A 22,438-nucleotide genomic window follows, 5' to 3' on the forward strand; every position below is an offset into this window, starting at 1 on the left:
CGCTCGCCCGCCCGTGGGGCACCGCGCGCGGGGCGGCGTGGGGACATCGGCGGTCGGCCGTGCGGGGGAGCCGTCGGGGGCCTGCCGATCGATAGCATCGGATCCGTGTCCGTCCGGCGCGTGCTCGCGGTGTGCGGTGTGCTCGCCGTGCTGGTGGTGGCCGGCTGTGGGCGCGGCACGGCGGTCGACGGCGACGATCCGCCGCCGGTGCGTCCGGCGTGGCGATCGGTGACACTGCCGGCGCCGCCCGGCGCCCCGGGTCGCCCGATGGTGCGCGACGCGGCCGTGTGCGCCGGCCACTGGTATCTGGTGGGTGGGGTGGCCGACGGGTCCGGTGCGATCCGGCCGGCCGCCTGGTCGAGCGGTGACGGGCTGGTGTGGTCGGCGCTGCCGGTGTCACCGTCGAGCTTCTACGGTCGGCAGCAGCTGCTGTACGCGGCGGCGTGCCGGGAGGCGCGGTTGGCGGCGCTCGGGGCGGCGACCGGTGGCGTGCACGGGAATCCGCGGACGAGCAGCTGGATCCAGGCGTCGGGCGGCGCGTTGCGGGAGGTGCCGGCGCCGTTCGAGCGGTTCGGTGGGCCGCGGGCGGTGAGCGCGGCGCGGGTGGTGGGCGGTCCGGCCGGTTGGCTGATCGTCGGCGCGCGGGCCGACGGGGCGGCGGTGTGGACCTCTGTGGACGGTGGTGGGTTCACGCTGCGCGAGGGTCTGCCGGAGCTGGCCGGCGACGGGCGCGGCCGGACGTCGGCGTACGACGGGTCGGCCCTGGGGTCGGGGTGGTTGGTGGTGGGTGCGGTGCTGCCGGCCGGGGGGACGGTGCTGGCGCCGGTGGCGTGGACGTCGGCGGACGGCGTGGGGTGGCGGCGGGTGGAGCTGCCGGCGCCGGGCGGGCGGGGGCAGGCGCAGCGGGTGGTGGCGGTGGCCGGCTCGGTGATGGCGGTGGGTCCGGTGGGTGACGGGTTCGCGGCGTGGCGGGCGTCGGTGGCGGCCGGGGCGGCGGGGTCCTGGCGGCGGGTCGGTGGGTTCCCGGCGGCGGGGTCGGGGGTGGCGTCGGTGGCCGGGTTGGCGGGGGTGGATCGGGTCCTGGTGGCGGCGGTCGCTGACGGTGAGGGTCACGCACTGTGGTGCTCGGCGGATTCGGGTGGTTCGTGGTCGCCGGTGGTCATGCCGGCCGAGGTGCCGGACAGGGGTGACGCGGCGGTGTCGGTGGTTGCCCATGGGGGGCGTCTGCTGGTGTCCGCCGACGACGGTCGAGGATCCCGTGCCTGGTGGGCGCCGGTGTCGGCGGTCGATCGGTAGCGGGCGATCCCGGTGTCGCTCGTTACCGAACGGACGGGCGTAAAGAGTCTTCCGGATCCAGGCTTCTTACAGCGATCGTTTCCGATCCGCCACGGCGTGTAACGGTTCGGTCAACCCGGTCGCTTGGGGCTTACGTCACACCTCAGCGGTGGGATAACGTCCGGCCCCAGACCGGAGACGACGGTCTGGTTCGTACGCTCCGCAAGGGCCAATGGCCAGCGGGTGGTTCGAACCATGGGACGGAGGAGGGTTCGGGCCTTGAGGCAGAAGCTCACGCGTGTGCTCGGTGGAGTCGCCATGCTGGCGCTCGTCGCCGGTGGCGCCGCTTGCTCCAGCGGCGGTGACGACGCCGCGTCCGGCGGCGACAAGTGCGGCAACAAGATCGCGTTCTTCGGCGCGCTGACCGGCAGCTCGGCGGCGCTCGGCATCAACGAGAACAACGGCGTCAAGCTGGCCGTCGACAAGTACAACAAGGAGAACGCCGACTGCAAGGTCGAGCTGGTCGAGCTGGACTCGCAGGGCAGCCCGGACCAGGCCCCGCAGCTGGCGCAGAAGGCCATCGACGACCCGAAGATCCTCGGCATCGTCGGCCCGGCCTACTCGGGTGAGTCGGAGGCCGCCGGCCCGCTGTTCCACGAGGCCGGTCTGGTGGCCATCACCGCCTCCGCGACCCGTCCCAGCCTCGCCGAGCAGGGCTGGAAGACGTTCTTCCGCGTGGTCGGCAACGACCTCAGCCAGGGCCCGGCCGCCGGCACCTACATCAAGAACGTGATGAAGGCCGACCGGGTCTTCGTCATCGACGACCAGTCCGCGTACGGCGCCGGCCTGGCCGACGAGGTCAAGAAGATCCTCGGCCCGGCGGTCGTCGGCACCGACAAGGTCCAGGGCGAGGGCAAGCAGACCGAGTTCTCCGCCGTGGTCACCAAGGTCAAGGCCGCCAACGTGAAGGCGATCTTCTACGGCGGCTACTACCAGGAGGCCGGCCTGATCCGTAAGCAGCTCACCGCTGCCGGCGTCACCGCGCCGCTGGTCGCCGGTGACGGCGTCAACGACCCCGCCTACATCACCTCCGCGGGTGCGGCGGCGGCCGAGGGCACCATCCTCACCTGCCCGTGCCAGCCGGCCACGGAGGCCCGCGGCACGTTCGTCGAGGAGTTCAAGGCGCTCAACGGCACCGACCCGGGCACGTACAGCGACACCGCCTACGACGCGGCCAACATCCTGCTCGCCGGCATCAAGGCGGGCAAGACCACCCGCGAGGGCCTGCTGGAGTTCGTGAAGGGCTACAGCGGTGAGGGTGTCGCGGCCAGCTACAAGTTCGTGGAGGGCGGCGAGCTGGACCCGGCGCAGGTCAAGATCTGGGCCTACAAGGTGCAGGGCGGCAAGGTCGTCCCGGACCAGGAGATCCCGAAGGCCTGACGTCGGTCGCTGCTAGAGCGATTGAGTTGTGATCGCGGGTGCGGCCGGGAGCTCGCTCCCGGCCGCACCCCTTTTATCTCTCCAGACCCGATGGAGCGTCCCACCCTTGAACTTCGACGGCCTGTTCTCCAACTTCGGGGAACTCACCACGACCGGCCTGACACAGGGCTCTATCTACGCCCTGGTCGCGCTGGGGTACACGCTGGTCTACGGCGTGCTCCGACTCATCAACTTCGCCCACTCCGAGGTGTTCATCGCCGGCGCGTTCGCCGCGATCTGGACCTGGAACGGGTTCGGTCTCGACCAGAACTCGCAGGTCAGCGGCGTTGGATCGATCATGTTCTACCTGTTGGTGGCGATGATCGTCGCGGCGATCGCCTCCGCCGGCACGGCCACCGTCATCGAGCGGGTGGCGTACCGGCCGCTGCGTAAGCGCAACGCGCCGCCGCTGGCGTTCCTGATCACCGCGATCGGCGCGTCCATCGCCATCTCGGAGGCGTTCGGCGTCTACACCCGCCGCCTGCCCGAGGGCGCCCCGATCCTGGTCGGCACGAAGCCGCTGTTCCACATCGCGGGCGTGCCCATCGACGGGGTGCAGCTGCTCACCATCGGCGCCGCGCTGGTCATGATGATCGCGCTGGACCTGTTCATCAACCGCAGCCGTACCGGCCGCGGCATCCGGGCGGTCGCCCAGGACGCCAACACCGCCGCGCTGATGGGCGTGAACAAGGACCGCATCATCCTGATGGTCTTCATCGCGGGTGGCGCCATGGCGGGCGTGGCCGGCCTGCTCTACGACGTACGGATCCAGACGCTGACCTACAGCGTCGGCTTCCTGCTCGGCCTCAAGGCCTTCACGGCCGCGGTGCTCGGCGGCATCGGCAACCTGCGCGGCGCGCTGCTGGGTGGTCTGCTGCTGGGTGTGATCGAGAACTACGCGTCGGGCCTGTTCGGCACGCAGTGGAAGGACTTCGCCGCCTTCGCGGTGCTGGTGGTGCTCCTGATGTTCCGGCCCACCGGCCTGCTGGGCGAGTCGCTCGGGAGGGCACGGGCATGACGACGACCGTTAACGGGCCGAGCCCGGAGCAGCGGGAAGCGTTCACGACGCGGCTGCGGCACGGACGCGAGGCGATCTCCGAGCGGTGGCACCACGCGCCGCGCTGGGTGCGCTGGGCGCTGCTGGCAGCGGTGATCGTGTTCTTCTACGCGCTGCCGAACAAGGAGTTCTACCAGTACCTCGGGCCGATCCCGACGCCCGGCGCGAACTTCACGCAGGTGCTGTTCACCGTCTCCATCTACGTGCTGATGGCGGTCGGGTTGAACATCGTGGTCGGCTTCGCCGGCCTGCTCGACCTGGGCTACTTCGGCTTCTTCGCCGTCGGCGCGTACACCGTGGCGGTGCTGACGTCGCCGAGCAGCGACATCAAGACGCTCTGGCCGTGGCTGGTGGTGGTGCCGATCGCGATCGCGCTGACCATGGTCTCCGGCGTCATGCTCGGTACGCCGACGCTGCGGCTGCGCGGTGACTACCTCGCGCTGGTGACCCTCGGCTTCGCCGAGATGATCCGGATCGCGGCGGTCAGCTCGGAGTTCCTGAAGGGGCAGCGGGGCTTCAACCAGATCCCGCACCCGCCGGGCCAGTACGCCGACGGCCGGCCGGTCTTCGGTGTGCTCGACGCCCGCCCGTACTACTGGCTGGTGCTCACGCTGATCATCCTGGTCGTCATCGGGGTGCGGAACCTGACCCACAGCCGGGTCGGCCGGGCCTGGATCTCGATCCGCGAGGACGAGGACGCGGCCCAGCTGATGGGTGTGCCGACGTTCAAGTTCAAGCTGTGGGCGTTCGCGGCGGGCGCGGCCATCGCGGGTCTCGCCGGTGCGCTCTTCGCGGGCAAGCAGAACTTCGTGAACTCCCAGAACTTCGAGCTGCTCAACTCGATCATCATCCTTGCCGCGGTCATCTTCGGCGGCTCGGGCAACATCGTCGGCGCGATCGTCGGCGGCGGCCTCGTGGCGTACATGATCGAGCGGTTCCGCGGCATCGAGCTGTTCGGCATCGAGCTGTACGAGTTCCGGTTCCTCTTCTTCGGCGTGGTCCTCGTGGTGATGATGATCTTCCGGCCGCAGGGCCTCATCCCGAACCGGCGACGGGCGGCGGAGTTCAAGGACCGTCGCAAGGAGGTGACCGTCGGTGAGTGAGACGGAGCAGAAGCCGGCCGTTCCGGCGCAGGCGCCCGCCCCGGCCGTCGAGGCGGTGTCCGAGCGGGAGCCGCTGCTGGAGGTGGACAACGTCACGCTGCGCTTCGGCGGCGTGGTCGCGCTCAACCAGGTGGACTTCACCCTGTACAAGGGGGAGATCCTCGGTCTCATCGGCCCGAACGGCGCCGGCAAGACCACCTGCTTCAACGCGATGACCGGCATCTACCAGCCCACCGAGGGGGAGATCCGGTTCCGGGGGCAGAAGATCAGTGGCAAGAAGCGCCACCAGATCACCCGGATGGGCATGGCGCGGACGTTCCAGAACATCCGCCTCTTCCCCGAGATGACCGCGCAGGAGAACGTGCTGGTGGGCGCGGACGCGCACCACAAGACCAGCGTGATCTCGGCGCTGCTGCGGCTGCCCCGGCACTGGCGCGAGGAGCGCGAGGGCCGGGAGAAGGCCGAGCGCCTCCTGGAGTTCGTCGGCATCCGGCACCGGATGCACGAGTTCGCCCGCAACCTCTCCTACGGCGAGCAGCGCCGGCTGGAGATCGCCCGGGCGCTGGCCACCGACCCGGTGCTGCTGTGCCTGGACGAGCCGGCCGCGGGCTTCAACCCGGCCGAGAAGGAGGAGCTGCTCCAGCTCATCCGGCAGATCCGGGACACGGGCGTGACCGTCCTGCTGATCGAGCACGACATGCGCCTGGTCATGGGCGTCACGGACCGGATCGTGGTGCTGGAGTTCGGAAAGAAGATCGCCGAGGGCCTGCCGGGCGAGGTGCGGGAGGACCCGAAGGTGATCGCGGCGTACCTGGGGGTGCCGGACGATGCTGCTTGAGATCGAAGACGTGAGCCTGCTGTACGGGCGGATCCAGGCGCTGCACGGCATCAGCCTGACCGTGGGTGAGGGCGAGATCGTGGCCCTGATCGGCGCGAACGGCGCCGGCAAGACGACCACGATGCGCGCGATCTCCGGCATCCGGCCGGTCGCCAGCGGCCGGATCCGGTTCGACGGTGAGGACATCACGAAGCTGCGGGCGGACCTGCGGGTGCGCCGGGGGCTCTGCCAGGCGCCCGAGGGCCGGGGCATCTTCCCGGGCATGACGGTGCTGGAGAACCTGGACATGGGGGCCTACACCCGCCGGGACCGGGCGGGTGTCGCCCAGGACCTCGACCGGGTGCTCACCCTGTTCCCGCGGCTGGCGGAACGGCGTAAGCAGCATGGCGGTACGCTCTCCGGCGGCGAGCAGCAGATGCTGGCCGTCGGCCGTGCGCTGATGAGCCGTCCCAAGCTGCTGCTGCTGGATGAGCCATCGATGGGGCTGGCTCCGATGCTGATCCAGCAGATCTTCAACATCATCACGGAGATCAACGAGCAGGGCACCACCATCCTGCTGGTGGAGCAGAACGCGCAGCAGGCACTGGCCCGGGCGCACCGGGCGTACGTGCTGGAGACCGGCCGGATCGTCAAGAGCGGCACCGGCCAGGAACTCCTGCACGACCCGTCGGTCAAGGACGCCTACCTCGGCGTCGCCTGACCGGCCGCCACCCCTCATCGCAAGGAGTGCACGACATGTTCAACATCACTGGTCGGCGCCGGGCCGTGCTCGGCGCCGCCGGGGCGGCCGCGCTGCTGCTCTCCCTCGCCGCCTGCGGTGAGGAGGAGGGCGGCGAGGCGACCGGCACCGGGCCCACGGTCAGCGCCTCGGCGGACACCTCCCTGGCCGACAAGGTGCCGGACGCGATCAAGGCGGACGGCAAGATCGTGGTCGGCACCGACTCGACGTACGCCCCGGCCGAGTTCCTCGACGAGGACGGCAAGACGGTCGTCGGCTTCGACGTGGAGCTGTTCACCGCGGTCGCCCAGAAGCTCGGCCTGCAGGCCGAGTTCGTCTCGGCGCCGTTCGGCGACATCATCGCGGGCGTCAACTCCGGCAAGTACGAGGTCGGCGTCTCGTCGTTCACGATCAACGACGAGCGCAAGACGCAGGCCAACATGATCAGCTACTTCCAGGTCGGCACGCAGTGGGTGACCAAGGCGGGCAACCCGGCCGGCGTCACGATCGACAACGCCTGCGGCAAGAAGATCGCCGTGCAGAAGGACACCGTCCAGGTCGAGGACATCGAGAAGCGGTCCAAGGCCTGCACCGACGCCGGCAAGCCGGCCATCACCGTCGAGCAGTTCCCGGGCCAGGACGCCGCGACGGCCGCCGTGGTCTCGGGCAAGGACGACGCCATGCTCGCCGACTACCCGGTGGGCGTGTACGCGGTGACCCAGTCCAACGGGGCCCTCGAACTGCTCGACAAGCAGTACGAGGCGGCGCCGTACGGCTACGTCGTGGCCAAGGACCAGACCGCGTTCGCCGAGGCCGTCCGGGACGCCACGAAGGCGCTGATCGCCGACGGGTCGTACAAGACGGTGCTCGACAAGTGGAAGGTGGGCGACGGCGCGATCACGGACCCCGCGATCAACCCGTAACGCGACATGGAATCCGAGGAAGTGACAACCGTACGGGCACGGCCGGAGCCGATCCGCGCCGTGCCCGTACGGCACCCGGGCCGCTGGGTGACGGTGGCCGTGCTGGCCGTGCTGGCCGCGATGTTCGTCCACGTGCTGGTCACGAACGACGCCTTCAACTGGTCGTTCATGGTGGACAAGATGTTCCGCCCGCCGATCATCGAGGGCCTGCTGCGCGGCACGGTGCTCATGACGGTGTCGGCCATGGTGATCGGCGTCGCGCTGGGCGTCGTGGTCGCGATCATGCGGCTGTCCGACAACCCGATCCTGCGCGGGGTGGCCTGGCTCTACACCTGGTTCTTCCGCGCCGTGCCCCGGCTCGTCCTGCTGGCGGTGTTCGGCAACATCGGCATCCTGTGGAGCCGGATCGAGTTCGGGGTGCCGTTCGACACCCAGCTCGGCCAGTTGTTCGGCATCGACAACCTGCAGCTGCGCCTGTTCGGGTTCTCGTCGCGGGACATCCTCACCGGGTTCATGGCCGGCCTGCTGGGGCTCGCGCTGTCCGAGGCGGCGTACATGGCCGAGATCGTCCGGGCCGGCATCCAGTCGGTGGACCCGGGGCAGACCGAGGCCGCCCAGGCGCTCGGCATGAGCCGCGGCCAGTTGCTGCGCCGCGTGGTGCTGCCGCAGGCCATGCGGGTGATCATCCCGCCCACGGGCAACGAGACGATCGCCATGCTCAAGGACACGTCGCTGCTGCTGTACGTGCCGGTCAGCGTCGAGCTGTTCTTCCAGCTCGACGCGGTGGGCAAGCGGACGTTCCAGATCTTCCCGATGTACGTGGCGGCTTGCCTGTGGTACCTGTTCCTCACGAGCATCCTGCTGGTCGGCCAGTACTTCCTGGAGCGGCACTTCGGCAAGGGCTACGGCCCGGCCGGGCGGGCCCGGCTGCGGCTGCGTACGATCGCGGCCGAGCAGGGCGGCGGAGGCGGTCAGGGGGCGGTGGGATGAGCGAGCTGATCCCCACCCAGACGGGCGCGCCGGCGGCCGAGTCGGAGCTGATGGTGCGGGCCGAGCAGGTGCACAAGTCGTTCGGCCACATCGAGGTGCTCAAGGGCATCGACCTGGAGGTGCGCAGCGGCGAGGTGTGCTGCCTGCTCGGGCCGTCCGGCTCCGGCAAGTCCACCTTCCTGCGCTGCATCAACCACCTGGAGAAGATCAACGCCGGTCGGATCTGGGTGGACGGCGACCTGATCGGTTACCGGGAGCGCGGCGGCAAGCTGCACGAGCTGCGCGAGAAGGAGGTCGCCGCGCAGCGCCGCGCGATCGGCATGGTGTTCCAGCGGTTCAACCTGTTCCCGCACATGACCGCCCTGGAGAACGTCATCGAGGCGCCGGTGCGGGTCAAGCGGGAGCCGAAGGCCGCGGTCCGGGAGCGGGCCGAGGCACTGCTGGCCCGTGTCGGCCTCGCCGACAAGATGGGCAACTACCCGGGCCAGCTCTCCGGTGGCCAGCAGCAGCGGGTCGCCATCGCCCGGGCTCTGGCCATGCAGCCGAAGCTCATGCTCTTCGACGAGCCGACCAGCGCCCTCGACCCGGAACTGGTCGGCGAGGTCCTCGACGTCATGAAGGACCTGGCCCGCGACGGCATGACGATGATCGTGGTGACCCACGAGATCGGCTTCGCCCGGGAGGTCGGCGACACGCTGGTGTTCATGGACAGCGGCGTCGTGGTCGAGCGCGGCAACCCGCGCGAGGTGATCGCCAACCCGCGGCACGAGCGGACGAAGACCTTCCTCGCCAAGGTGCTGTAGCGGCCGGGCCGCACGGGAGACCCGCCCCCGGCGGGCGCGCCTCCCGTGGGGCCCGGCGTCCGCCGCCGCGGCGGTCGCGGCCCGCCGCCGGCGCGCGGTCGGGGCCGGCCGGCGACGCCCGGAGCGCGGGGGCGCGCCGCCCCGCCCCGCCGCTGCCATTTGGTCGTACGCCCGGGCTAGAGTCGCTGCCGTGACAGCTACGACGCCGCGCCTGCTCCTCGTCGACGGACACTCCCTGGCATACCGGGCGTTCTTCGCCCTGCCGGTGGAAAACTTCTCCACCACGACGGGGCAGCCCACCAACGCGGTCTACGGCTTCACCTCGATGCTCATCAACGTGCTGCGCGACGAGCAGCCGACGCACATCGTCGTCGCGTTCGACGTGTCCCGCCGCTCCTTCCGCACCGAGAAGTACGCGGAGTACAAGGCCGGCCGCAGCGAGACCCCGACCGACTTCAAGGGGCAGGTCAGCCTCGTCAAGGAGGTCCTCGCGGCGCTGCGCATCCCGGTCGTGGAGAAGGAGGGCTACGAGGCCGACGACGTGATCGCCACGCTCGCCTGCCAGGCCCGCGACCAGGGCATGTCGGTGCTCATCACGACCGGCGACCGGGACGCGTTCCAGCTCGTCGGCGACAACATCACCGTGCTCTACCCGCGCAAGGGCGTCTCCGACCTGGCCCGGATGGACCCGGCCGCCGTCGAGGCGAAGTACGGGGTGCCCCCGGAGCGCTACCGCGACCTGGCCGCCCTCGTCGGCGAGACCAGCGACAACCTGCCCGGCGTCCCGGGTGTCGGCCCGAAGACCGCCGCCAAGTGGATCACCACCTACGGCGGGGTGGAGGGCATCGTGGCCCGGGCCGACGAGATCAAGGGCAAGGCCGGCGACAGCCTGCGCGAGCGGCTCGCCGACGTGATCCGCAACTACGAGATCAACTGCCTGGTCTCCGACCTGGAGCTGCCGCTGCGCCCGGAGGACGCGCGGTGGCCGGGCTGGGACCGCGAGGCGGTGCACCAGGTCTTCGACACCCTCGAGTTCCGCATCCTGCGCGACCGCCTCTACCAGTACCTGGAAGCGGTGGAGCCGGAGGCGGAGTCCGGCTTCGACCTGACCGGCGAGGTGCTCACCGAGCCGGGCGTGCTGACGGGCTGGCTCGGCACGCACGCGCCGGCCGGCACCCCGGTCGGCGTGGCCGTGAAGCTCGACACCGGCCCGAACCGGCGGCACACCGCCTCGGTGCTCGGCATGGCCCTGGCCACCGCCGGCGGCGCCGCGGCCTGGTTCGACCCGGCCCGCCTCGACCCGGCCGACGAGGCCGCCCTGGCCGCCTGGCTCGCCGACGCCGACCGCCCGAAGGTGCTGCACGACGCCAAGCCGGCCGTGCTCGCCTGCGCGGCGCACGGATGGTCGCTGGAGGGGATCGTCCGCGACACGCAGATCGCGGCCTACCTGGCCCGGCCCGACCAGCGCTCCTACGACCTCACCGACCTGGCCCTGCGCTACCTGCACCGGGAGCTGCGCGTCGACGCGCCCGACACCGGCCAGCTCACCCTGGAGGGGCTCGGCAACGACGGCGAGGCCGAGCAGAACCTGATGCTCCAGGCGCGGGCCACCCTCGACCTGGCCGACGCCATCGACGCCGAGCTGTCCCGCGACGGCGAGCAGTCGGCCCGGCTCATGGCCGGGGTGGAGCTGCCGCTCATGCGGGTGCTCGCCGGGATGGAACGCACCGGCATCGCCGCCGACACGCACTACCTCTCCGACCTGGAGGCGCACTTCGCGGCCGAGGTGAAGGCCGCCGCGCAGGGCGCGTACGAGGCCGTCGGGCGGGAGTTCAACCTGGGCTCGCCGAAGCAGCTCCAGGAGATCCTCTTCGGCGAGCTGGGCCTGCCCAAGACGAAGCGCATCAAGACGGGCTACACGACCGACGCCGACGCGCTGCAGTGGCTCTACGCCCAGAACCCGCACCCCGTGCTGGCCCACCTGCTGCGCCACCGGGACGTGGCCAAGCTGAAGTCGACGGTCGACGGGCTGCTCAAGTCGGTCTCCGACGACGGCCGGATCCACACCACCTTCAACCAGACGGTGGCGGCCACCGGCCGGCTCTCCTCGACCGAGCCCAACCTGCAGAACATCCCCATCCGCACCGAGGAGGGGCGGCGGATCCGGCGGGCGTTCGTGGTGGGGGAGGGCTACGAGTGCCTGCTCACCGCCGACTACAGCCAGATCGAGATGCGGATCATGGCGCACCTCTCCTCCGACGACGCCCTGATCGACGCGTTCAACTCCGGCGCCGACTTCCACGCCGCCACGGCGTCGTCGGTGTTCAAGGTCCCGCTCACCGAGGTCACGCCCGACCAGCGCCGCAAGATCAAGGCGATGAACTACGGGCTCGCGTACGGGCTGAGCGCCTTCGGCCTCTCCCAGCAGCTCGGGATCAGCGCCGAGGAGGCGCGCGGGCTCATGGAGGACTACTTCGCCGGCTTCGGGGGCGTCCGCGACTACCTCCAGGAGGTGGTGGCGCGCGCCCGGCACGACGGCTACACGTCGACGATCCTCGGCCGCCGCCGCTACCTGCCCGACCTGGTGAGCGACAACCGGCAGCGGCGGGAGATGGCCGAGCGGATGGCGCTCAACGCCCCCATCCAGGGTTCCGCGGCCGACATCATCAAGGTCGCCATGCTGCGGGTCGACACGGCGCTGCGCGAGGCCGGGCTGGGCTCCCGGATGCTGCTGCAGGTGCACGACGAGCTGGTCTTCGAGGTGGCTCCCGGTGAGCGGCGGGCCCTGGAGGACCTGGTCCGGCGGGAGATGGGCGCCGCCTACCCGCTGTCCGTGCCGCTGGAGGTCTCCGTGGGCGAGGGCCGGGACTGGAACAGCGCCGACCACTGACCGCACCGGCCGAACCGCCGGGGCCGCCCGCGGGCGCCCCAGCGCCGTCGCTGCCGGCGTGATCGGTCACCCGGCGGGGTCTGCGGGCTCGCGCCCCGGGGCGGTCGCTGCTGGCGTGATCGGTCTCCCGGCGGGGTCCGCGGGCTCGCGCCTCGGCGGCGGTCGCTGCTGGCGTGGCCACCGGCCGGAGTCCGCCAACGTGCCTCAGCGGGGCCGCTGCTGGCGTGCTTGGCCACCCGGCGGAGTCCGCCGGCGTGCCTCAGCGGGGCCGCTGCCGGACGCGACCCGGTCGGGCCGGCCGCCGCTGGCCCGGCTCCGGCCCGCGACGGGACGGTGGCGGGGTCCCGTGCCGTTCGAGGGCCTGGCGGGACCGGCCGCCCGGCGGCGGGAGCGGGGCCTTGAGCGGGTCGTGACCCCAGTTCATGAGCGACCAGCGCCACCGGGTGTTCCGGACGTCGCCGGAGGGGCGCTGGGCCATGTGCCGCCGCACGTACGCCACGACCTTGCGCATGTGCTTGACGTCGGCCGCGGAGAACTCGCCGCGCTTGCGGCGCAGCAGGTCGATGATCCGCCGGCCCGACTCGTGGCCCACCGACTCGCCGCCGCGGGTGCCCTTGCGGCGCCAGCCCACGTGCTTCGACTCGTCGGTCTCGAGCCACGACGCCAGCTCGCGCGGCTTCATGTTCACGGCCTCGGTGAACTCGCGCTGGGCCTCGCGGACGTCGTCGTCACCGCTCACGGCGCAGCACCTCCGGGCGGTGGGCCACGTCCCGGCCCGAGTCGTCGTTGCGGATCCGGTACTGCGGCTCCTCCTCCGAGGCGTTCACGGCGTGCCCGCGCACGTGGGTGCGCTCGGTGAGCTTCTCCTTGACCACGCCGTACGCCCGGCCGCTGTGACTGGCCCAGGAGACGTGGTCGCCTCTGCGGAACTCCTGCTTCTCGGCCATGCCGTCGGCGTACCCGGGGCGGACCGCCGAAAACGGCTCCACGCCTCGCTTGGCGGCGCCCCCGCCGGCCCGAGGTCCCCGACCCCCACGCGGTGATCATGAAGTTACTGCCTCTTCACTCGGCGTGTCGGGGCGATAACCTCATGATCACCGCGTGCCACCGCGGGGCGGACCCGCGCCGGCCGCAGGCCGGTACCCGCGCCGGCTGCGGCCGGTGTGCGCGTGGGCGGCGGGTCAGGCCGGTTTCTCGGCGACGAAGATGGCGGTGCCCGGGAAGAGCCGACCGCGCAACGGGCTCCACTGCCCCCAGATCCCCTCGTGTCCCTCGGGCCACTCCGGCTCCACGAGGTCGACGAGGCGGAACCCGGCACCGACCAGCTCCCGGATCCGGTCGCCGAGGGTGCGGTGCTGCTCGACGTAGGTGGGCACGCCCGCCTCGTCCTGCTCGACGTACGGCCGGCGGTCGAAGTACGAGTGCACCGCCCGCAGGCCGCCCTCGCCCGGGTCGTCGAGGAAGATCCACCGCATCGGGTGGGTGACCGAGAAGACCCAGCGGGCGCCGGGGCGCAGCACCCGGAACACCTCCCGCATGAGCGCCGCCGAGTCGGCCACGAACGGGATCGCCCCGAACGCCGTGCAGGCGGTGTCGAACGCCGCGTCGGCGAAGGGCAGGGCCAGCGCGTCGGCCTGCACGAGCGGCACGCGTACGCCGGTGCGGTCGGCGGCCTCCGCGGCGTGCCGCAACATCCCGGCGGAGAGGTCCATGGCGACGGGGTGGGCGCCCTGCGTGGCGAGCCACCGTGCGGCGGCCGCGGCGCCGCAGCCGACCTCGAGGATCCGGCGCCCGTCCAGGTCGCCGAGCAGGTGCACGTCCGCCTCGCGCAGCCCCTCGGGGCACCAGACGAAGTCCACGTCGCCGAGGAACGTCCCGTGCTCGGCCTGGTAGTCGTCGGCGTCGGCGTCCCACCAGCGGCGGCTCGCCACCCGGGCCTCGGCGTCGGCGACCCGGCGTCGGGTCACCCGGCTGTCGTCGTCCACGCGCCCACGCTAGGGCCTCGGCCGCCGCCACGCCGAGCGGGGCCGCCACGTCGGGCGGGGCCGCCACGTCGGGCGGGGCGGGGCACGCGAGCCGGTGGTGCCGCGGGCCGGCGAGGGGCGCCGGCGCAGTGACGGTCGCCCCGTGGCGGGTGTGACGGACGAGACAGGTGCGACGCAATACGGGCGATTCCGCGGCTTTCGCAGCTCACGGCACGATGAGCCGGCGGGAGGGCTTGCACGCTGTGGTAATGCGCAGGGTAGGCTAGACGATGCGCTCGCGGATCGTGCACCTCGGCAGGGAGCAGGTGCGCTGTCGACGAGGCCACCGACGAAGCCACTGACGGCGCCACATCATCGCATCTGGCAATCGTTCGGTGCGCCAAGCGACGGGTCCGCTGGCGCGATCGGGTCACCGCGACACCAAGCCTGCTGTGACAACCCATCCGACCGGAGCAACCGCCCACATGACGAGCAGCATCGAGGCTCCCTCGAGCGCCACCAAGGTCACCGTCGACGACGTCGGCTCGGAGGAAGCTTTCCTCGCGGCGATCGACGAGACCATCAAGTACTTCAACGACGGCGACATTGTCGAAGGCACCGTCGTCAAGGTCGATCGGGACGAGGTCCTGCTCGACATCGGCTACAAGACCGAGGGCGTCATCCCCTCTCGGGAGCTGTCGATCAAGCACGACGTGGACCCGGCCGAGGTCGTGTCGGTCGGTGACCACATCGAGGCCCTTGTCCTCCAGAAGGAGGACAAGGAGGGGCGTCTGATCCTCTCGAAGAAGCGGGCGCAGTACGAGCGGGCCTGGGGCACGATCGAGAAGATCAAGGACGAGGACGGCGTCGTCCGCGGTTCCGTCATCGAGGTGGTCAAGGGTGGCCTCATCCTCGACATCGGGCTGCGCGGCTTCCTCCCCGCCTCCCTGGTCGAGATGCGGCGCGTGCGTGACCTGCAGCCGTACGTCGGCCGCGAGCTCGAGGCCAAGATCATCGAGCTGGACAAGAACCGCAACAACGTGGTCCTGTCCCGCCGGGCCTGGCTGGAGCAGACCCAGTCCGAGGTGCGCACCGAGTTCCTCAACAAGCTCCAGAAGGGGCAGGTCCGCAAGGGCGTCGTGTCCTCGATCGTCAACTTCGGCGCGTTCGTCGACCTCGGCGGCGTGGACGGTCTGGTGCACGTCTCCGAGCTGTCCTGGAAGCACATCGACCACCCGTCCGAGGTCGTCGAGGTGGGCCAGGAGGTCGAGGTCGAGGTCCTGGACGTCGACCTGGACCGCGAGCGGGTCTCGCTGTCGCTGAAGGCGACGCAGGAGGACCCGTGGCGGCAGTTCGCCCGCACCCACGCGATCCAGCAGATCGTGCCGGGCAAGGTCACCAAGCTGGTGCCGTTCGGTGCGTTCGTCCGGGTCGACGACGGCATCGAGGGCCTGGTCCACATCTCCGAGCTGGCCGAGCGCCACGTGGAGATCCCGGAGCAGGTCGTGCAGGTCGGCTCCGAGGTTCTCGTCAAGGTCATCGACATCGACCTGGAGCGGCGCCGGATCTCGCTGTCGCTCAAGCAGGCCAACGAGGGCTTCGTCGAGGGCGAGGAGCACTTCGACCCGACCCTCTACGGCATGGCCGCGACCTACGACGCCGAGGGCAACTACATCTACCCGGAGGGCTTCGACCCGGAGACGGGCGAGTGGCTCGAGGGGTACGAGAAGCAGCGCGAGGCCTGGGAGCAGCAGTACGCGGAGGCGCGCCAGCGGTGGGAGGCCCACCAGCGGCAGGTGCAGAACTCGCGTGCCGCCGAGGCCGAGGCCGCGGCGAACCCGGCGCCGGCCACCACCGGTGCTGTCTCGTCCAGCGCGGCCCCGAGCCGCCAGGAGGAGCCCTCCGGCACGCTGGCCACCGACGAGGCCCTCGCCGCCCTGCGGGAGAAGCTCGCCGGCGGCAAGTGACCCGCTGATTCACCACGACGGGCCCCGTCCCCGCGATCTCCGGATCGCCGGGGGCGGGGCCTTCGTCGTGGGCCGGACCCGCTCCCGCCCGCACCGATCGGGCCGGCCCGCCTAGGAGCGTCCGGTAGGGCGTGGGACCCCCACGTCCCGAGCCGGGGCGGCGGGGTGAACGGCGCCTCGGCCGAAGCCCGCCCGACCGCCGCGGGGCCCGGGGGCCGGTTTGGCGCGGCGGGCGGCATCCGGTTGACTGGTGCCGTGCTGATGGTGGGGTTGACCGGGGGGATCGGATCGGGCAAGAGCGCCGTGGCCGCGCGGCTCGTCGCACGGGGCGCCGTGCTCATCGACGCGGACCGGGTCGCCCGCGAGGTGGTCGCGCCCGGAAGCGCGGGGCTCGCCGAGATCGTCGACGCGTTCTCCCCGCGCGTGCTGACCGCCGACGGCAGCCTCGACCGTGCCGCGCTCGGCGCCATCGTCTTCGGTGACGAGGCCGCCCGGCGCCGGCTGGAGGCCATCACCCATCCCCGGGTCCGGGCCCGCACGGCCGAGCTGGCCGCCGCGGCGGCACCCGACGCGGTCGTGGTCAACGACGTGCCGCTCCTCGTCGAGGTGGGGCTCGTGCCCACGTACCACCTCGTGGTCGTCGTGGAGACGGCCGTGGCGACCCGCCTGGAGCGGTTGGCCCGCGACCGGGGGATGACCCGGGAGGAGGCCCAGCGGCGCATCGCCGCGCAGGCCGACGACGCCCGCCGGCGCGCGGCGGCCGACGTGCTGCTGCGCAACGACGGCAGCCTGGCGGCGCTGCACGCGGCGGTCGACGCGCTCTGGGACGGCCGGCTGGTGCCGTACGAGCGCAACGTGCGCGAGCGGCGGGTGGCCGATCCGGGGCGGGTGGAGCTGGTCGAGTACGACCCGACGTGGCCGCAGCAGTACGCCCGCCTGGCGGCCCGGATCCGGCACGCGCTCGCCCCGGCGGACCTGCGGATCGACCACATCGGTTCCACCGCGGTCCCCGGGCTGGCCGCCAAGGACGTCATCGACATCCAGCTCACCGTGCCCAGCCTCGCGGAGGCCGACGGGGAGTTCGCCCGACGACTGGCCGACGCCGGGTTTCCGCGGGTGTCGGGTGACCGGTGGGACGATCCCCGACCCGTGGGCGGCGACCGGTGGGAGAAGCGGCTGCACGGCAGCGCCGACCCGGCCCGCCCGGTCAGCCTGCACGTCCGTTCGGCCGACTCGCCGGGCTGGCGGCACGCGCTGCTGATGCGCGACCACCTGCGCGCCGACCCGGGCCAGCGGGCCGCGTACCTGCTGCTGAAGCGGGAGTTGGCGGCCTCCGCGCCGGACAGCGCGGCCTACACGACGGCCCGCGATCCGTGGTTCGACGAGGAGTACCTGCGGGCCGAGGAGTGGGCCGCGCAAACCGGCTGGCGTCCCTGAGGGCCGCCAGCCGGCGGGTTCACCTCGACGGTCGCCCGGACGGTGCGTGGGCGGGCGTCGGTGCGGGCAGCGGCGGCACCGAACCGGGAGTCAAATCGAGCTGCGCCCAGACCCCCGGCCGGGTGCGCAGCTCGACGCGGCGCAGCAGGCCGTCGCGGTCGATCCAGTAGCGCAGCTGGTCCCCGCCGCCGCGCAGCTCCACGACGTCCACGGCCCGGTCGGCCACGCTGTCCTCACGCAGCCGCACCGCCGTGCCGCGTGGCGTGGACCGGCCGGCGGCGAGGGCCGCGTCGACGAGCCGGGTGAGCGCGTCCGTCCCGGCCCGCTCCGACGTCCAGCCGGCGCCGGCGGGCGGGGGGAGCGGAGGGGGCGCCGGCTTCTCCGGGTCTCCCTCGGCGGTGACCGTCGCGCGTACGGTCGCGTCGGCGCCGCGTCGCAGCAGGGTCCGGCGTTCCGGGGTGCGGAGGTCGGTCACCGCCAGGTACGCGGTGCGGGCGGTCCAGCTCAGCCAGCCCGTGCCGCGCAGATTGGTGCGCGGGTCGACCGGGGCGGTGAGTGTCACGGTGGCGCCACCGCGGGCGCGGAGCCGCTCGGGGAGGCGCTGCAACCGGGCCTGCTCGGCGGTGGTGAGGGCCCGGGGCAGGCCGGGACGGCCGCCCAGGGCGTCGACCGGGCGCAGGGTCGGGCGGTCCGGGCGGTTCACGGTCACCGTCACCGGCCCCGCGGCGGCGAGCCGGGCGGTCAGCCGGTGCAGGCGGGCGTCGGCGTCGACCCAGTACCGGGCCGGGTCGGGTGGGGGCGCGCCGGCCGCCGCCCGACCGGGCAGCGGTGCCTCGAACACGTCGACCGGACCGACCTCGACGTCCTCCCGGGCCACCCAGCGGGCGTCCGCCACGGGCGGGGCGCCGGCCGGGTCGGGACGGTCGGCGGCGAGGTCGAACAGGAGGTCCAGGACGGGGCGCAGGGCGCTGCCGGCGGCCAGCTCGTGCAGCCGCCAGCGGTCGGCCGGGGGCACGAGTGGGGGCCGCGCGGCGGTGGGCGTCGCCGTCGGGTCGTGGCGGATCACCACCACCGTGGGAGTCGCCTGGAGCAGCCCCCGCTCGCTTCCCGCCCCCGGGCCGCCGACGTCGACGTAGAGCAGCGGCCGGGACCAGTCGACCCAGCCGACGAGTTCGGTGCGGGCCGCGCCCGCACCGAACGTCACCTGGACCCCGGCCCGCAGGTCGCGGTAGTTGGTGACCCGCACGGCGGCCAGCCGCTGGCTCTCCGCGGCGGTCAGCGCCCGGGGCGGGTCGGCCGGCTCGGGGGCCCAGCTGAGCAGCCCGAGCACCAGCCCGGCGGCGGACAGGACGGCGACGAGCCCGAGCAGCGCCAGCAGGTGACGGCGGCGGCGGGCCACGACCTTCGGCAGCAGGCCGGTGTCGTCCGCACCGGTGCCGGCCGGTCCGGGCGGCGGCACGGTCACGGGCGGAACGGAGCGGGTCGGGCCGGCGCGGGCGGCCGGGGACGTGCCCGCGGGATCCGGGCGGGCGGCCCGGGCTCGGGAGGTGTCCACGAGTTGTTGAACGCCCGGACGGCGGCTGGGTGACGAGTGGGGGCGCTCGCGGCGGCCGGTCTGCGCCTTCAGCGCGACCACATCGGGTGCGCACGCCGGGCTACCGGGTGCTGCGACCACCGTGCCGGGGGCGGCGAGCCGGAGTTGATGTCGGCCCGGCCACGCGCCCGGTCGGCCGCCGCGAGCGGCCTACGCGTTGAGGGTAGCCGGGTGGCATGTGCCACACAATGGGAATATCGAAGCTGATCACGTACCCTGCGTGCGGGCCGATCCTGTCGGACCGTCGGCGTACCGTTGAGGTCATGGCGCTCGACATTCCCCGGCTCGACGGCCGTTTCCAGGTCGTCAGCGAGTTCCAGCCCGCCGGCGACCAGCCGGCCGCCATCGACGAACTGGAGCGGCGGGTCCGGCGCGGCGACCGCAGCACCGTGCTGCTCGGCGCGACCGGCACCGGCAAGAGCGCCACCACCGCGTGGCTCATCGAGCGGTTGCAGCGGCCGACGCTGGTGCTGGCGCCCAACAAGACGCTCTGCGCGCAGCTGGCCAAGGAGTTCAGCGAGCTGCTGCCGCACAACGCCGTCGAGTACTTCGTCTCCTACTACGACTACTACCAGCCCGAGGCGTACATCCCGCAGACCGACACCTACATCGAGAAGGACTCCTCGATCAACGAGGAGGTCGAGCGGCTGCGGCACTCGGCGACCATGTCGCTGCTGACCCGCCGCGACGTGGTCGTGGTGGCCACCGTGTCGGCGATCTACGGCCTGGGCACTCCGGAGGAGTACCTGGACCGGGCGGTCCGGGTGGCCGTCGGGCAGGAACTCGACCGCGACCAGCTGCTGCGCCGCCTCGTCGACATCCAGTACACCCGCAACGACATGGCCTTCAACCGGGGCACGTTCCGGGTCCGCGGCGACACGTTGGAGATCATCCCGGCGTACGAGGAGCTGGCCGTCCGGATCGAGCTGTTCGGCGACGAGGTGGAGAAGCTCTACTACCTCAACCCGCTCACCGGTGACGTGGTCCGCGAGGTCGACCACCTGCTGATCTTCCCGGCCACCCACTACGCGGCCGGTCCGGAGCGGATGGAGCGGGCGATCCGCGGCATCGAGGCCGAGCTGGCCGAGCGCCTCGCGGAGCTGGAGCGGCAGGGCAAGCTGCTGGAGGCCCAGCGGCTGCGGATGCGCACGACGTACGACATCGAGATGATGCGGCAGGTCGGCTTCTGCTCGGGCATCGAGAACTACTCGATGCACATCGACGGCCGGCTCCCCGGCAGCCCGCCGCACTGCCTCCTGGACTACTTCCCCGACGACTTCCTCACCGTCGTCGACGAGTCGCACGTGACCATCCCGCAGATCGGCGGCATGTACGAGGGCGACGCCTCCCGCAAGCGGATGCTCATCGACCACGGCTTCCGGCTGCCCAGCGCCGCCGACAACCGGCCGCTGCGGTTCGACGAGTTCCTGGAGCGGGTGGGCCAGATGGTCTTCCTCTCCGCGACCCCCGGCCCGTGGGAGCTGGAGCAGTCCCAGGGCGAGTTCGTCGAGCAGGTGATCCGCCCGACCGGCCTGATCGACCCGGAGGTCATCGTGAAGCCCACGAAGGGGCAGATCGACGACCTGATGCACGAGATCAAGCTGCGTACCGAGCGGGACGAGCGGGTGCTGGTCACCACGCTCACCAAGAAGATGGCCGAGGACCTGTCCGACTACCTGCTGGAGAACGGCATCCGGGTGCGGTACCTGCACTCGGAGGTCGACACGCTGCGCCGGGTGGAGCTGCTGCGCGAGCTGCGCAAGGGCGACTACGACGTGCTGGTCGGCATCAACCTGCTCCGGGAGGGCCTCGACCTGCCCGAGGTGTCGCTGGTGGCGATCCTCGACGCCGACAAGGAGGGCTTCCTGCGCAGCGGCCGGTCGCTCATCCAGACCATCGGCCGGGCGGCGCGTAACGTCTCCGGCCAGGTGCACATGTACGCCGACAAGATCACCCCGTCGATGGCGGACGCCATCGAGGAGACCAACCGGCGGCGGGCCAAGCAGATCGCGCACAACGAGGCCCACGGCATCAGCCCGGAGCCGCTGCGCAAGAAGATCCACGACATCCTCGACGACATCTACCGCGAGGCGGAGGACACGGCGCAGAGCACCCGCGTGGGCGGGGCGGTGCGGCAGCTGTCGCGGGGCAAGGCGCCGGTGAAGGAGACCCGCAGCCGCGGCCGGGCCGCCGCCACCCCGTCGCGCGAGGGGATGGCCCGGGCCGACCTCGCCCAGCTCATCCAGGAGCTCAACGACCAGATGCTGGCCGCCGCCCGGGAACTGCAGTTCGAGCTGGCCGCCCGGATCCGCGACGAGATCGCCGACCTCAAGAAGGAACTGCGGGGGATGGACGCCGCCGGCGTGAAGTGAGGCGAGTCCCGCGACGGGCGGGAGTCCGCGCGGCACGTCCGCGTCGGGCTCCCGCCCGTCGTCCTGCGGGGCCGGCCGCGATTGCGTTGCGCAAGCAAGGTATTGCAGTGTGTGACTGTCCTGCGTACTCTCCCTCGGTGGGGAGGCCCGGATGCCGTTGCCAACGAGTCCTGTCATTCGCCGCGTACGGCTCGGTGCCGAGTTGCGCCAGCTGCGCCGGCGTGAGGCGTTGACCCTGGAGCAGGTCTGTGACCGGCTGGGTTGGGCCTCCACGTCCAAGCTGTCGCGCATCGAGCTGGGCCAGAGCCGGCCCGACCTGGCCGACGTGCTCGACCTGCTCGACGTCTACCAGGTGCCGGCGCCGCTGCGGGACGAGCTGATCGTCATCGCGCGGGACGCCGCCACGAGCCGCGGCTGGTGGAAGGCGCTGGGCGAGATGGGGGAGCGGCAGCGCACGTACGCCGAGTTGGAGGCGGGCGCGGCCCGCATCGTCGAGTACCAGCCGGTCGTCGTGCCGGGGCTGTTGCAGACCCCGGCGTACGCCCGGCTGCGCCTCACCGCGAGCGCGGCGCTCGACCCGGCGCTCGACGTGGACGCCGAGGTGCGGGCCCGGGGCGTGCGGCAGGAGGTGCTGCGCCGCGCGGACCCGCCCCGCTACACGGCCCTGCTCGGCGAGGCCGCCTGCGACCCGGGGGACGTCCCGGCGCCGGTGTGGCGGGAGCAGGTGCGGCACCTGGTGGCGCTGGCCGACCTGCCGCACGTGACCGTCCGGCTGCTGCCCCGGGGCGCGTCCGCGGGTCACGGGTTGCAGCCTCTCACGCCGTACTCCTGCTACGCCTTCCCGGACCCCGCCGACCCCCACACGGTGATGCTGGAGGCCCTCACGACCGACGTGCGGTTGGCGACCGCCGCGGACGTCGACCGGTACGAGCGGATCACCGAGGCGCTGCTGGCGGTCGCGCTCTCGGCGGAGGAGACGGTGACGGCGCTGACGCGCGACCTCGGCGACTGACCGGCGGCGTGCGCGG

At 72.2% G+C, this 22,438-nt stretch carries 18 protein-coding genes; 14 read left to right on the forward strand and 4 right to left on the reverse strand.

All coding sequences use genetic code 11. The features are described 5' to 3' along the window. Nucleotides 1-105: 105 nt before the first annotated feature. The 10 genes from OG994_RS02585 (at nucleotide 106) to polA (ending at nucleotide 12,076) form a co-directional block, all read left to right on the forward strand. Nucleotides 106-1,296 carry a hypothetical protein gene (locus tag OG994_RS02585; protein ID WP_328852079.1) on the forward strand — a complete coding sequence of 397 codons (1,191 nt, stop codon included), beginning with the start codon at nucleotides 106-108 and terminating at the stop codon, nucleotides 1,294-1,296. Nucleotides 1,297-1,554: 258 nt separating this feature from the next. Next, a complete protein-coding gene (locus OG994_RS02590; RefSeq protein WP_328852080.1) occupies nucleotides 1,555-2,715 on the forward strand; it encodes a branched-chain amino acid ABC transporter substrate-binding protein in 1,161 nt (386 codons plus the stop codon). A 106-nt stretch (nucleotides 2,716-2,821) separates the two neighbouring features. Next, nucleotides 2,822-3,772, forward strand: a complete 951-nt coding sequence (locus OG994_RS02595; RefSeq protein WP_120327319.1) for a branched-chain amino acid ABC transporter permease — start codon at nucleotides 2,822-2,824, stop codon at nucleotides 3,770-3,772. Continuing rightward, the gene (locus OG994_RS02600; RefSeq protein ID WP_120327320.1) at nucleotides 3,769-4,914 is read left to right on the forward strand and encodes a branched-chain amino acid ABC transporter permease; all 1,146 of its coding nucleotides are present in this window, start codon (nucleotides 3,769-3,771) and stop codon (nucleotides 4,912-4,914) included. Before OG994_RS02595 ends, OG994_RS02600 begins: the two co-directional genes overlap by 4 nt. Beyond that, entirely contained in the window at nucleotides 4,907-5,752 is an 846-nt protein-coding gene (locus OG994_RS02605) for an ABC transporter ATP-binding protein (RefSeq protein WP_120327321.1), read from the forward strand. The genes OG994_RS02600 and OG994_RS02605 overlap by 8 nt, the downstream gene beginning before the upstream one ends. Then, nucleotides 5,742-6,452 carry an ABC transporter ATP-binding protein gene (locus OG994_RS02610; RefSeq protein ID WP_120327322.1) on the forward strand — a complete coding sequence of 237 codons (711 nt, stop codon included), beginning with the start codon at nucleotides 5,742-5,744 and terminating at the stop codon, nucleotides 6,450-6,452. Before OG994_RS02605 ends, OG994_RS02610 begins: the two co-directional genes overlap by 11 nt. A 35-nt stretch (nucleotides 6,453-6,487) precedes the next feature. Beyond that, nucleotides 6,488-7,393: an ABC transporter substrate-binding protein gene (locus OG994_RS02615; protein WP_120327323.1), complete on the forward strand. Its 906-nt coding sequence runs from the start codon at nucleotides 6,488-6,490 to the stop codon at nucleotides 7,391-7,393. A 6-nt stretch (nucleotides 7,394-7,399) separates the two neighbouring features. Then, a complete protein-coding gene (locus OG994_RS02620; RefSeq protein WP_120327324.1) occupies nucleotides 7,400-8,383 on the forward strand; it encodes an amino acid ABC transporter permease in 984 nt (327 codons plus the stop codon). Then, nucleotides 8,380-9,186, forward strand: coding sequence for an amino acid ABC transporter ATP-binding protein (locus OG994_RS02625; RefSeq protein ID WP_328852081.1), 807 nt, complete (start codon nucleotides 8,380-8,382; stop codon nucleotides 9,184-9,186). Before OG994_RS02620 ends, OG994_RS02625 begins: the two co-directional genes overlap by 4 nt. 190 nt (nucleotides 9,187-9,376) lie before the next feature. Next, on the forward strand, nucleotides 9,377-12,076 hold the full coding sequence (gene polA, locus OG994_RS02630; protein WP_328852082.1) for a DNA polymerase I: 2,700 nt from the start codon (nucleotides 9,377-9,379) through the stop codon (nucleotides 12,074-12,076). 259 nt (nucleotides 12,077-12,335) lie between these two features. On the opposite strand, the gene OG994_RS02635 is transcribed toward polA, so the two are convergent. The 3 genes from OG994_RS02635 to OG994_RS02645 all read right to left on the reverse strand — a co-directional run bounded on the left by OG994_RS02635 (nucleotide 12,336) and on the right by OG994_RS02645 (nucleotide 14,061). Then, nucleotides 12,336-12,815, reverse strand: coding sequence for a DUF3140 domain-containing protein (locus OG994_RS02635; protein ID WP_328852083.1), 480 nt, complete (start codon nucleotides 12,813-12,815; stop codon nucleotides 12,336-12,338). Next, nucleotides 12,805-13,023 carry a hypervirulence associated TUDOR domain-containing protein gene (locus OG994_RS02640; RefSeq protein ID WP_328852084.1) on the reverse strand — a complete coding sequence of 73 codons (219 nt, stop codon included), beginning with the start codon at nucleotides 13,021-13,023 and terminating at the stop codon, nucleotides 12,805-12,807. Before OG994_RS02640 ends, OG994_RS02635 begins: the two co-directional genes overlap by 11 nt. A 234-nt stretch (nucleotides 13,024-13,257) precedes the next feature. Then, the gene (locus OG994_RS02645; protein ID WP_120327328.1) at nucleotides 13,258-14,061 is read right to left on the reverse strand and encodes a class I SAM-dependent methyltransferase; all 804 of its coding nucleotides are present in this window, start codon (nucleotides 14,059-14,061) and stop codon (nucleotides 13,258-13,260) included. Between the two features lie 464 nt (nucleotides 14,062-14,525). Here OG994_RS02645 and rpsA point away from each other — a divergent pair, with 464 nt between their 5' ends. Both rpsA and coaE read left to right on the forward strand, forming a co-directional pair. Then, complete coding sequence (gene rpsA, locus OG994_RS02650; protein ID WP_120327329.1) at nucleotides 14,526-16,007, forward strand: 30S ribosomal protein S1; 1,482 nt, start codon at nucleotides 14,526-14,528, stop codon at nucleotides 16,005-16,007. Nucleotides 16,008-16,262: 255 nt separating this feature from the next. Then, nucleotides 16,263-17,444, forward strand: coding sequence for a dephospho-CoA kinase (coaE, locus tag OG994_RS02655; RefSeq protein WP_120327330.1), 1,182 nt, complete (start codon nucleotides 16,263-16,265; stop codon nucleotides 17,442-17,444). Nucleotides 17,445-17,463: 19 nt separating this feature from the next. On the opposite strand, the gene OG994_RS02660 is transcribed toward coaE, so the two are convergent. After that, nucleotides 17,464-18,909 (reverse strand): hypothetical protein, encoded by a 1,446-nt coding sequence (locus tag OG994_RS02660; protein ID WP_328852085.1) that lies wholly within the window; start codon nucleotides 18,907-18,909, stop codon nucleotides 17,464-17,466. 392 nt (nucleotides 18,910-19,301) lie between these two features. Here OG994_RS02660 and uvrB point away from each other — a divergent pair, with 392 nt between their 5' ends. Together uvrB and OG994_RS02670 are read left to right on the forward strand one after the other, a co-directional pair. Further along, complete coding sequence (gene uvrB / locus OG994_RS02665; RefSeq protein ID WP_120327331.1) at nucleotides 19,302-21,410, forward strand: excinuclease ABC subunit UvrB; 2,109 nt, start codon at nucleotides 19,302-19,304, stop codon at nucleotides 21,408-21,410. A 151-nt stretch (nucleotides 21,411-21,561) separates the two neighbouring features. Then, nucleotides 21,562-22,422 carry a helix-turn-helix domain-containing protein gene (locus OG994_RS02670; protein ID WP_328852086.1) on the forward strand — a complete coding sequence of 287 codons (861 nt, stop codon included), beginning with the start codon at nucleotides 21,562-21,564 and terminating at the stop codon, nucleotides 22,420-22,422. Nucleotides 22,423-22,438 lie beyond the last annotated feature (16 nt).

It is taken from the genome of Micromonospora globbae (assembly GCF_036184225.1).
In the GTDB taxonomy this organism is placed as follows: Bacteria; Actinomycetota; Actinomycetes; order Mycobacteriales; family Micromonosporaceae; genus Micromonospora; species Micromonospora globbae.